Source organism: Mucilaginibacter sp. (genome assembly GCF_039935595.1).
GTDB lineage: Bacteria > Bacteroidota > Bacteroidia > Sphingobacteriales > Sphingobacteriaceae > Mucilaginibacter.
Window position 1 is genome coordinate 17,338 of the sequence record NZ_JBDTJZ010000216.1, and the last position, 12,494, is coordinate 29,831.

General features: G+C 41.1%; 8 protein-coding genes. 4 read left to right on the top strand and 4 right to left on the bottom strand.

Annotated features, from left to right (window positions below):
- Positions 1 to 367: 367 nt before the first annotated feature.
- Positions 368 to 3,241 (bottom strand): alanine--tRNA ligase, encoded by a 2,874-nt coding sequence (gene alaS / locus ABI367_RS15500; protein WP_462227740.1) that lies wholly within the window; start codon positions 3,239 to 3,241, stop codon positions 368 to 370.
- Positions 3,242 to 3,443: 202 nt separating this feature from the next.
- Here alaS and ABI367_RS15505 point away from each other — a divergent pair, with 202 nt between their 5' ends.
- The 4 genes from ABI367_RS15505 (at position 3,444) to ABI367_RS15520 (ending at position 9,036) form a co-directional block, all read left to right on the top strand.
- The gene (locus ABI367_RS15505; protein WP_462227741.1) at positions 3,444 to 3,779 is read left to right on the top strand and encodes a MerR family transcriptional regulator; all 336 of its coding nucleotides are present in this window, start codon (positions 3,444 to 3,446) and stop codon (positions 3,777 to 3,779) included.
- A gap of 535 nt (positions 3,780 to 4,314) precedes the next feature.
- On the top strand, positions 4,315 to 6,414 hold the full coding sequence (locus tag ABI367_RS15510) for a ComEC/Rec2 family competence protein (protein WP_462227744.1): 2,100 nt from the start codon (positions 4,315 to 4,317) through the stop codon (positions 6,412 to 6,414).
- Positions 6,415 to 6,451: 37 nt separating this feature from the next.
- Positions 6,452 to 7,096, top strand: coding sequence for a hypothetical protein (locus tag ABI367_RS15515; protein ID WP_462227745.1), 645 nt, complete (start codon positions 6,452 to 6,454; stop codon positions 7,094 to 7,096).
- 68 nt (positions 7,097 to 7,164) lie between these two features.
- Positions 7,165 to 9,036: an LTA synthase family protein gene (locus ABI367_RS15520; RefSeq protein ID WP_462227746.1), complete on the top strand. Its 1,872-nt coding sequence runs from the start codon at positions 7,165 to 7,167 to the stop codon at positions 9,034 to 9,036.
- A gap of 13 nt (positions 9,037 to 9,049) precedes the next feature.
- On the opposite strand, the gene ABI367_RS15525 is transcribed toward ABI367_RS15520, so the two are convergent.
- The 3 genes from ABI367_RS15525 to ABI367_RS15535 all read right to left on the bottom strand — a co-directional run bounded on the left by ABI367_RS15525 (position 9,050) and on the right by ABI367_RS15535 (position 12,365).
- The gene (locus ABI367_RS15525; protein WP_462227747.1) at positions 9,050 to 10,450 is read right to left on the bottom strand and encodes an FAD-binding oxidoreductase; all 1,401 of its coding nucleotides are present in this window, start codon (positions 10,448 to 10,450) and stop codon (positions 9,050 to 9,052) included.
- Positions 10,450 to 10,809, bottom strand: coding sequence for a dihydroneopterin aldolase (folB, locus tag ABI367_RS15530; protein ID WP_462227748.1), 360 nt, complete (start codon positions 10,807 to 10,809; stop codon positions 10,450 to 10,452). The genes ABI367_RS15525 and folB overlap by 1 nt, the downstream gene beginning before the upstream one ends.
- Before the next feature lie 197 nt (positions 10,810 to 11,006).
- Entirely contained in the window at positions 11,007 to 12,365 is a 1,359-nt protein-coding gene (locus ABI367_RS15535) for a GH1 family beta-glucosidase (protein ID WP_462227749.1), read from the bottom strand.
- Positions 12,366 to 12,494: the final 129 nt, after the last annotated feature.

The following is a 12,494-nucleotide window of genomic DNA, read 5'->3' on the forward strand; positions in this document are numbered from 1 at the left end:
ACCATCCTCTCATATCTTTTGACTATCTATGTCCCGTTAGGGACTACCTGTTTGTAGTCAAAAAAGGAGAAAAAAAATTGAGCCATCGGCTCTACCCTAAACTGCCAGGTGGGCAATTACGTTCAAAAAAGGGTAGCCACTACGTGGCACAAGCAAAAACTCAAGCTATTTTCTACAAATAGGTAGTCCCTAACGGGACATATAATCGCTTTTTTTTATTAGAAAAATAGCGTGCAGGGAGGGGTTTAGCAAAATATCAAACCCCTTCCTCCTCCTTCCCCAGGGAAGGAATCGCGCATTCCAGCGCTTTCATCGCTCTATCTAAAAGACTTACGAAGTTTTAAAAACTTCGTAAGTCTAAATGTCGTTACTTAATAAAAGTTCTCGCTTTCACCAACACATTATCCAACCCGCTCACATCACTACCACCCGCGGTAGCAAAAAACGGCTGACCACCACCGCCGCCTTTAACCTCTTTAGCCAGTTCTTTTACAATATTGCCGGCGTGTAAACCTTTTTCTTTCACCAGGTTCTCGGCAATCATTACGGTTATATTAGGTTTACCGTCGATATTGGCAGCTAAAACCAAAAACAGATCACTTACAATATCTTTTAATTGATAAGCCAGGTTTTTAATAGCATCGGCATTGGGTAACTCTACTTTTTGGGCGATGAAGTTAACACCATTTATCTGCTCGGCTTTTTGGGCCAATTCAGTTTTTAAGCCTGACGATTTTTCTAAAATAGTTTTCTCTATTTCCTTTTTAAGACGAGTATTCTCATCCAGCAAACTTTCGATACTTTTTGAAATATCCTGAGGGTTCTTTAATAACTCTTTAACCTGGTTAACCAAACGTACCTGGTTATTAATATATAACTCGGCAGCTATACCGGTAATGGCCTCAATACGCCTTACACCTGCGGCAACGGCGCTTTCGGCAATAATTTTGAAGAAGCCAATATGACCGGTAGCGGGAATATGCGTACCACCGCAAAGCTCTTTCGAGAACTTTTCATCGAAAGTGATCACCCGTACAAAATCACCATATTTTTCGCCGAACAGGGCGGTAACACCGCTGCTGATGGCTACGTCATAGGCTACATCGCGTTCCTCTTTTAAAGGGATATTCTCGCGCACTTTTTCGTTAACTATAGACTCTATCTGTGCCAGTTCCTCGTCGGTTACTTTGGCGAAGTGCGAAAAATCGAACCTTAAATACTCGGCATTAACCAATGATCCTTTTTGGTTTACATGGCTGCCCAATACCTGTTTCATAGCGGCGTGCAGCAAATGCGTAGCACTATGGTTGTTCATTATATTTTCGCGCCTTTGCCTATCAACAATGGCGGTTAGGGCATCATCAATATCATCAGGCAGTTTATCTACAAAGTGAACAATAAGTCCGTTCTCTTTCTTGGTATCTGTTACATCAATCACCTCTCCATCCGGGAAAACCAACTCACCGGTATCACCTACCTGGCCGCCGCTTTCGGCGTAGAAAGGCGTTTTATCCAGTACCACCTGGTATTGCTCCTTGCCTTTAGCGGTTACCTTGCGGTATTTAACTATATGGGCAATGGTTTCGGTTTCGTCATAGCCGGTAAACTCTACCGTTTCATCGTCTTTTAAAACTACCCAATCCTGGGTATCAATAGCAGATGCAGCGCGGGAACGGGTTTTTTGAGCTTGGAGTTCAACTTCAAAGCTTTCCATATCAATGGTAAAACCATTTTCCCGAGCAATAAGGTCTGTTAAGTCAATTGGAAATCCTGACGTATCATATAATTCAAAAGCTATATCACCAGGGATAGTTTTAAAAAATTTGAATAGGGACGCAAAGGCTTCTTCGCTGCTAGTCTTTCCATTTAATATCTCGACAATATCATTTTTATTAAAATTAATTAGGTCATTTTCGTTTTGTTCCAAAGCTAGCATAGCTACTGCATAAGCATGGTCATTTATTTTAAATCCCTCTTTGGACGGTCTGACCCATTCTTTGGCAGAAAATAGATCCTTATTATTATAAGCATTTAAAACATAATCATAGTATTTAGTCAACCCAATAATAATATCGTTTAATGTTATTAGTCCTCGATCAAGCGTCCTTAAAAAAGAAACCTCTTCTTCAAAAACAACTCTCTGCACAAAATCCTTTTGGTTATATAACTCATCAAACACCCCTTTAAACTGCTCGGCCAGTAAAGGCACCAACTGATTTATAAATGGTTCTTTAAATTCTAAGTATTGGTATGAATACCTAACCGCCCTGCGCAAAATACGGCGAATAACATAACCGGCTTTATTGTTTGATGGCAATTGCCCATCGGCAATGGCAAAGCTTACCGCGCGGATATGGTCGGCCAGTACGCGCATGGCTACGGCCACGTTCCAATCCACATCACCGGGAACGGCGGCGGCATTGTACTTTTTACCTGATTTTTGTGCGATGAAATCGATGGTATTCGAAAACACATCGCTATCATAATTACTCTGTTTACCCTGTATCACCCGCACCAAACGCTCAAAACCCATACCTGTATCCACATGCTGCGCAGGCAATGGCTGTAACGAACCATTTTTTAAGCGGTTAAACTGCATGAACACGTTGTTCCATATCTCAATAACCTGCGGGTCATCGGCATTCACCAGAGTAGCACCGCTAACTTTGGAGCGTTCGGCATCGCTCCTATTATCGTAATGTATCTCGGAACACGGACCACAGGGACCGGTTTCGCCCATTTCCCAAAAGTTATCCTTTTTGTTTCCCAAAAGAATATGATCTTCGGGTACAACTAATTTCCAAAAGTCGTACGCTTCCTGGTCTTTAGGCAGGCCCTCTTTTTCGTCACCCTCAAAAATGGTAACGTATAAGCGGCTTTTATCTATTTTATATACTTCGGTCAGCAGTTCCCAACTCCAGGCTATAGCTTCTTTTTTAAAGTAGTCGCCAAAGCTCCAGTTGCCCAGCATCTCGAACATGGTATGGTGATAGGTATCAATACCCACCTCTTCCAGGTCGTTATGCTTGCCAGATACACGTAAACAACGCTGCGTATCGGCCACGCGTGGCGATTTGGCCGGGGCCTCGCCCAAAAAAATATCTTTAAACTGGTTCATCCCCGCGTTGGTGAACATCAGTGTAGGGTCGTTTTTAACAATAATAGGTGCCGAAGGGACAATGGTATGTCCCTTACTGGCAAAAAAATCTAAAAAAGCCTGGCGTATTTGGTTAGCAGTCATGGGGCAAAGTTAATTAATAGTCGGAAAGTCCGAAAGACGGAAAGTGGGAAAGTTTGGATTATTGGATCGAAAGTCCGAAAGTCCGAAAGACGGGAAGTCCGGGAAGACCGGGAAGTCGGAAAGCTAGAACTATTTTTTTAAAGTATCTTTCGGACTTTTCGGACTTGCGGACTTCCCGACTAAATCATACATTTGAAGTATTATGCCTTACAAAGAACGCGAGATCAGTAAACTATACTACACCATGGGTGAAGTTGCGGCTATGTTTGATGTAAATACATCACTCATCAGGTTTTATGAAAAAGAGTTTGATGTACTTAAACCCAAAAAGAATAAAAAAGGCAATCGCCTGTTTACCCCCGAGGACCTGGAAAACCTGCGCATAATTTTCCACCTGATACGCGATAAAGGTTATACCCTAAACGGCGCTAAAGAACACCTTAAAAACAACCTGGGCGGTACCAAAGACAACCAACGCGTTATTGACTCGTTAGAAAACCTTAAAAAGTTTTTGTTAGAGGTTAGAGATCAGCTATAATTCTTTGAGCGTCATTGCGAGCGATAGCGTGAACAACCGACCGTAGGGAGCTCATTGATGCCATTAAAAACAATTAACTCATCAATAATCTCTGCATAGCTAAGCACAATATTATGTGGTAAATAACAACATCGTCCGCTCAATTGCCGCGGAGGCTGTTACTTTTGGCTTGATCCAAAAGTAACCAAAAGATCAAGTCAGCAAAAAGGCTTCTTTGCCGCACTTGCCTTTACCCTGCATTTCAGTCAGAACCACGGGCTGCAATCTTTTTGCCCTACTTCGTTCGCTCATTGCCTGCACTTCAGCAAAAAGTTGCCATGCCCCTCCCTTCGCACAATCCACCACATTCTGACTGCTCTCACCCGAAGCTGCTTTGCTGACGTTTTCTCCACAAACGTTCATTTCACACCAAATACTACCTAAGCTTTTTTTCGGAATTACTTCCCCCGTTCATATCCTGCAAATCCGTTCTTAATGACATGCTGATTTTGTGGATTAATTTGTAATTTGGTTTTGTTAAACCAACCCTGTCACCATGCTTGCCAATCATAAAGGCGAAATTCCTTTTGTAGTATTGATCATTCCTTTTTTATTGGGAATTACTATTGGCTTAAATTTTTCTTCAGGGGTTTATACTACCCTTCTTACTACTGCATTTGCTGTTTTAAGTGTGGTTTTTATCGCTTTAAACATCAGCTATAACAAACTTAATTTATATAAATTAAAATGGATTGGTGGCTTGCTGATGGCGCTGATATTACTATTAGCCGGATGGATAAGCGTTGTAAACTATAACGAACTGAACAGCAAAAATCATTTCGCAAAAACTCCCTCACAATATCTGATAGTCAATATTAATAACGAGCCCGTTTTAAAAAATGAGTTGGTACGCTTTACCGCAAAAGTTGAACAAGAAGTGGCTAACCAACAAGCAACAAATACCACCGGTACTTTACTCATAGCTATAAAAGATAGTGCAGCCACCCGGCTTAGCTATGGTGATGAATTGCTTATCCCCGCCAAATACAACGCGGTTGAACCACCCTTTAACCCGGCTGAGTTTAATTATAAGAAATACCTGGCGCATCAAAACATTTATTACCAGTCGTTTCTATATCCTAAACAATATGCGGTACTAAGCAAAAACAAAGGTAATCCCATTGTGGCTTTTGCTTTAAACTTACGGCAAACATTGGTACAAAAATTAAAAACCAATATGCACGATACCACGGCTATAGCCGTAGCATCAACACTGATATTAGGTTATAAGGCGGATTTGAGTGAGGATGTGCTGCAAGCCTATTCCAAAACAGGTACTATACATGTACTTTCGGTATCGGGTGCGCATGTGGCTATTTTATACCTGCTGCTGAATTTTGTTTTGATCTTTTTAGATGGGCGCAAATATGGAAAGCTGGTTAAAGCAATGATCATTATAGCGGCTATAAACTACTATGCTTTATTAAGCGGCTTCTCTCCTGCTGTTTGCCGGGCAGCGGTCATGTTATCGCTTATTATTATTGGTAAAACTTATAGCCGGTATATTAATACGCTTAATATATTGGCTATATCGGCATTTGTATTACTGCTATACAACCCGCTTTTTATAACCGATGTAGGCTTTCAGCTCTCGTACCTGGCGGTTGGCGGACTGGTGGTATTTCAACCCATTATTTACAAACTGCTGGAGTTTAAAAACAAATGGGCCGATAAATTATGGATGCTATGCTCTATATCCGTAGCAGCACAGGTAATTACCTTTCCGTTAAGCGCTTTTTACTTTCATCAGTTCCCGGTTTATTTTTTGATAAGTAACCTGTTTATTACTATACCTGTGCTGGCAATTATGTATAGCGGGTTGCTTTACTTACTGCTGCCGCAATTGCCCTATTTATCCAAAGCATTAGCGTATGTGCTGGAACAATCTATACTTATCATGAATAAAGTATTGGCTGCCATTGAACATTCGCCCATGGCAGGCATCAACAAAATATGGCTGACTACTACCGAGTATGTATTGCTCTATGTACTCATAATTTGCGTGTTTTATTATTGGTTTAATAAACGCAACCTATTCATAAAAATAGCTTTGGGCTGCCTGCTTTTATTAAGTATTAGTCTGACTTATAAAAGAATAAAAACTTTTAACAGCAATACCATTACCTATTTAAACCTGAAGAAGCATCCGGCTATTATATTTAAAGATGGTAGCGAAGCGATCGTATTAACTGATTTGCCCGCCATCGATAAAAATTACAGGTATAGTATACAACCCTATCTGGATAGCTGTAAAATAGCTAAGGCCACCATTTATAATTTAGATCAGGACATCAACACCACGTTTTTAAAGAAAAAAAATAACCTTATCCAATTTCAAAATAAAAAACTGCTCATTTATAATACCATGGTAAAAAGCCTGTCAGCACAAAAAATAAAAATTGACTATCTTTATATAACCGGCAACCCCAAACCTGATATAACGGTGTTGAAGAAAAGCTTCGATAATAACTTATTAGTGATTGATGGCAGTAATAGTGACGCTTCTATAAACGATATAATCAGCCAGGCGCGGGAAAACCATTTAGATTACCGGGTGTTAAAACGTAACAATTCATTTAGCGTAGTATCTAATTAGTATTAAACCATAGCATATATTTTTTATCTATAACAACATGAATATTAAACACACCGTAACATCATTAATATTGGCATTAAGCTGCTTAAGCATAACTGCCAGCGCGCAAAAAAATTATACAGAGGGATCGGCCATATATACCGTTAATACCCAGGCAGGTGATGCAGAGGCCAAAGTTGCTTTTAATAGCGACTCGAGCGAGGTAAGTGTACAACAGGGCCCGGCATTAATTAAAATGCTGGCCAATAATAAAGGCACCTATATGGCTATTTTAGTGGATGTACCTTTAGCCTCCATAAAAAAGGCGGCAGTTTTAACCCCCGATGAATTAGGGCAGACCGAAAATGCCGCGCCTAAATTTACTTTTATCCCAACTACTGAAACCAAAGTAATAAATGGTTTTAACTGCAAAAAAGTTGTTGCCAAAGATGCCAAAAGCGGTACAAGTACCGATGTTTGGGTAACTACGGATATTACAGCCCCGCAGAATCTGCTTAGCAGATATTTTGTTGCTGCGGGTGGTTTCCCGGTTCAGTTTGTGGGTAAACAAATGGGGCAATCAGCAACCATGACCTTGAAATCAATAGATAGTAATAAACCGGTAGCCGGCACTTTTGGTATACCGGCAGGTTTTGACAGAATAAGTGTTGCTGATCTAAATTCATTAGGCGGCGCGCGATAGTCAACCCCGCGTCCTATTTATTTAAAGGCTTCTTAAGCTCCATGTAAAATAACTATTTTTGCCACCCGATGTTAAGAAGCCTTTTTGCATTTATAAGATTTTTTATTTTCTGGCTATTGTTCTTCGCAATAACCAGGGCAATATTTGAGCTGTATTTTCACTCCAAACTTCATAGTGTATCTTTTATTGATATATTAAAAACATTTCTTTATGGTATCCGCATGGATGCCTCGGCCGCGGCCTATATTGCTATAATTCCGCTACTGGTGTTTTTTATTAATTGGTTTACAGGTAATAAACCTGTTAAGCCTATATGGTTTAAAGCGTACACCTGGATTTGCCTGTTCTTTATCAGTTTTATAGCTATTATTGACCTGGGCATATTTACAGAATGGGGTGCAAAAGTTAATTTCAGAGCATTTGACACCTTGTATATGGCACCAGCCGAATCCATGTCGTCTACAGCGTCAACACCCATCGCGTTGAATATAACCATTGGTATTTTGTTAGTCTTGGGCGGCATTATATTATCGCACTTTATATTGGACCATAGTTACGAACGGCCGCCGGTAGTTAGCGCCAAAAATAAGATGATACTTACTGCACTCATCATACTTGTTAACTTTATAATACTTAGAGGTAGCTTGCAACGTACCCCTATTAATCAAAGTGCCGGCTATTTTTCAAACAACCAATTGCTTGATCTATCTGCTCAAAACACCGAGTGGAACCTGGCGAATAATGTTTTTGAAAACTTACGGGCGCCATATAACCCTTACCTATTTATGCAGCCCCAAAAGGCGAAAAGTTTAGTAAACCAATTATTTACGGTAGAGAAGGACACTACAGTAAGTATATTAACCACGAAAAGGCCCAACGTAGTTGTTATACAGTTAGAAAGTTTTACAGCCGATCTGATCGCGTCATTAGGAGGCGAAAAAGGCGACGCGCCAAATTTTGAAAAATTTATTAAACAAGGGCTGCTATTTGATAATATATACGCCGCTGGCGACCGTACGGATAAAGGTATTGTTGCTATTTTAAGTGGCTTCCCATCGCAGGCAATACGTACCATTATTATTGATACCACCAAGCAACGGCAATTACCATCGTTAATAACCGATTTTAAAAATAATGGTTATAATACCACCTATTTTTATGGCGGCGGTGCCGATTATATGAACTTTGACACCTATATGAATGATCATAAAATTGATAAGATCATTGATAAACGGAGTATTCCGGCAAAAGATATCCTCTCTACCTGGGGAGCGCATGATGACGTGCTGCTAAAAAAACATGCGGCGTATTTTGATGACCAGCCAAAACCTTTTTTCAGCTATATTGAAACGCTTACCAACCATGAACCATTTGTATTGCCGGTAAAACCGCATTTTAGCGGTGAGGACGTTGCAGACAAGTTCAGAAGCACCGCTTATTTTACAGATTCATGCCTGAATGATTATTTTGAAGCAGCTAAAAAGCACGACTGGTATAAAAATACGTTGTTTATTTTAGTGGCCGATCATGGTCACCGGTTGCCGTTGGATACACATGCTGCTTATGACCCTGGGAAATACCATATTCCATTGCTGTTTTTTGGTGATGTTATAAAACCGGAGTATCGGGGTAAAACAATTACTAAACTCGGCAACCAAACCGACATTGCTGCAACCGTACTGGCACAGTTGAATCTGCCGCATCAGCATTATAAATGGTCTAAAGATCTGTTAAGCCCATACAGTAAGTCATTCGCCTTTTTTGATTGGGACAATGGTTTTGGCTTTTTGTTGCCACAACAGGCGGTTTCGTACGATAACTCCGGGCAACGGGTGATATATATAAGGGATAAGAACGCCCCTAAAAATGTAACGGATAGCGCGTTGCTGTACGGTAAGGCATTTATGCAGGAGATATTTACGGAGTATCTGGCGTATTAACAGCCCCCTGTTTTTAATTAAAAATCTTTCCCGGGTTTAGTATCCCGTTTTTATCAAATACCTGTTTAATACCTCTCCAAAGGGCAAAATGTACTTCGCTGTATTTTATGGGCATATACTCTTTTTGTACCAGGCCAATACCATGCTCGCCGGATATGGTGCCACCCAGGGCTACAGTCAGTTCAAATATTTCGCTTACGCCGTCTTTCAGTTTGGTATTCCAGTCCTCATCACTCATGGAGGCTTTAAGGATGTTTAAATGCACGTTGCCATCTCCGGCATGACCGTAACATAACGAATCAAAACCATATTTTACGCCAATATCCTTAATACCCTTTATCAGTTGCGGTAAAGCGGCGCGGGGCACTACACAATCTTCCTCCTTATAAATGGAGTTTGATTTTACCGATACCGCCATAGTTCGCCTGATACGCCAAAGTTCTTCCTTTTGCGCGGCCGTATCGCCAAACAAAACATCAATGCAATTAAACTCCTCTAAAACGGTATTTATCTTTTCGCAATCGGCAAATATTACATCCATATTAGTGCCGTCAACCTCTATCAACAAAAAGGCTTCAACCCCATCTTTTAAGTCAAAAACAATATTGTCCTTCTCCATTACCCACTCTACCCCTCTCCTTTCCATAAACTCCAGTGCCGATGGCACAACACCCGCCCTGAATATAGCCGACACCGCTGCGGAAGCCGCGTCATTAGACGGGAAAGAAGCCAGCATCAATGCGCTTTGGGTTGGAAGCGGAATCAATTTAACCACAATTTTAGTAATAATGCCCAGCGTACCCTCCGAGCCGATCATCAGTTGAGTTAAATTATAGCCCGATGCATATTTAAGCGTATTGGCACCTGTCCAAATAATATCGCCGCAGGGTAATACCACCTGCAGGTTTAACACGTACTCGCGTATGGTACCATACTTTACCACCCTTGGCCCACCCGAACCGTGGGATACATTGCCACCAATAAAACAACTGCCTTTACTTGCCGGGTCAATGGGATATAATAAACCCTTTTCTGCAGCTGCGTTTATAAAATCTTCGGTAATAACACCCGGCTCAACAGTAGCCTGCAGGTTTTGCTCGTCAATGGTAATAATTTTATTGAAGCGTTCCATAGCTATCAGCAAACCACCCATAACCGGCAACGCACCGCCGCTTAAACCGGTGCCTGCGCCACGCGGGGTAACGGGAATTAAGTTTTCGTTACATAACTTCATCAGCGCCGAAACTTCTTCGGGTGTTTTGGGTTTGGCAACAACCTCGGGATAATAAGTAAGGTCCTCGGTTTCGTCGTGGCTGTATTTTTCAAGTGCTGGTTGCGCGGTTAAAATAGCGTCATCACCCACAATAGCCTTAATGGCGGCAAGTTTATCCGGTGTTATTTTATTAAATGTCATTATGCTTTGCTATAGTTTATTACCACATTTGAGTAGGCCACTTTACACCCTAACGGCGGATTTAGCTTTTTAATACTTACCTCAATCCGCTCAACGTTGGGGTATTTAGTTTTCACCTGGTCAAGTATGCCTTGTGCAACCGTTTCAATCAATTTTTTAGGTTGCTGCATTTCGGCACAGGCAATCTCGTATAGATCCTCGTAGTTAACCGTATGCGCAATTTTATCATCTATAAGATCGCCTGATGGTTCAAAACTTACATCAATATCAACCAAATAACTATTACCTAATTGTTGCTCCTGCGGATAAAACCCATGAAAAGCGAAAAACTCAGCTCCATGTAAAGCTATTTTAATCATGTACCAAATGTAATTAAGAATATTAAAACGCCCAATTAACTTGTTTGGCTAAAGCCCTTTTATGCATTTTTTCTATCCGCCCCATAAATGGGACGGCAATGAATTAATTAACATTATTATCGATTTTAATTAACTGTTCATTGCCGTTGACTTTAGTCAACGGAACTAATAGTAATAAGACTTGGCTTTAGCCAAATTCAATCCCCTAAAAAATCAGCATACCACTGCCCGGATGCTTTTACGGTGCGCTGTTGCGTTTCAAAATCAACGTGGATGATGCCAAAGCGGGGGTTATAGCCTTCGGCCCATTCAAAATTATCAGTCAGCGTCCATATAAAATAACCGCTTACTTCGTAGCCATCGCTTTTGGCGCGCGCAACTTGTTGCAAAAAGTCCTGCAGATACTGCGCACGCTTAGTATCATTAATTACGCCATCTACCACCTCATCAGGAAAAGCCGAACCACTTTCGGTAAGGTATATCTTTTTGATCTGAGGATAAGCGTTAAACTGTTTCAGCATGTGATATATCGATTCCGGGTAAACTTCCCAGCCCATTGCAGTTGTGGGTACGTTCCGTTTTTCGGCCTTTACCAGTTTAGCGTGAATATAGGGCGTAAATAGCGAGTATTTAACAATTTCTCGGGTGTAGTTTTGTACACCAATAAAATCAAAATCAAAAATTAGATTGGCTTCATCGCCGGGCAAAATATACTTCTCCATCCCCTTTAAAACCGAAAGTTCGGGATAGCCCATGCCCAATATCGGCTCAATAAATAAGCGGTTTAACAATGCATCTACCCGTTTAGCCGCAGCCACATCGCGCGGTTTGTTGGAATAAGGTTCAATATACGAGCAAGAAAATGTAGTGCCTATCTGTGTAGTTTTCGGCAATAATTTACGCAGCGTCTTCCCTCCTGCTACCATACATAATACCGCATGGTGTACGGCAGGTAAAAAATTCTTTAGCCCGGTTTTACCCGGCGCGTGGATGCCAAAAAAGTACCCCGCACCCGTAAATACTGTAGGCTCGTTCATTACCATCCAGTGCTTTACCCTATCGCCAAAACTTTGGGCACAAAGTGTTGTGTAGTTGGTAAACCAATCAACAATAGCCCGGTTTGTCCAGCCGCCCTGTAGTTCCAGCGCGTGCGGCAGGTCCCAGTGGTAAATAGTTACCCAGGGTTCCACACCTTGCTGCAGACAGTAGTCAATAACGCGGTTATAATAATCAATACCGGCCTGGTTAACGCGGCCGGTGCCATCAGGCAATAAACGCGACCACGAAATAGAAAACCGGAAAGCCTTTATATTTAGTTGTTTAATGAGGTCGATGTCCGCTTCATAGCGGTTATAAAAATCGCAGGCGATATGGTGGTGATGGCCGCCAAATATCTTTCCTTTTTTTGTTGAAAAAACATCCCATACTGATTCACCCTTGCCATCGGCATCATGGGCACCTTCAATTTGCAGGGCAGCCGTAGAAACTCCCCAAACAAAGTCATCACCAAAAAGTTGCTTATTAAGCGGTATATCCTGAATATTAGTAGATTTCATTAAGTTGAGCTAACGCAGGGCTCAAAAGTAGTACAATTAGCTAAAAGAAACGTTTTATTAAATAGCTTAATGAATAAATGAAGACCTCATGCTTTTCAAGATCATCCACTCGCATAAATGACTGAATAA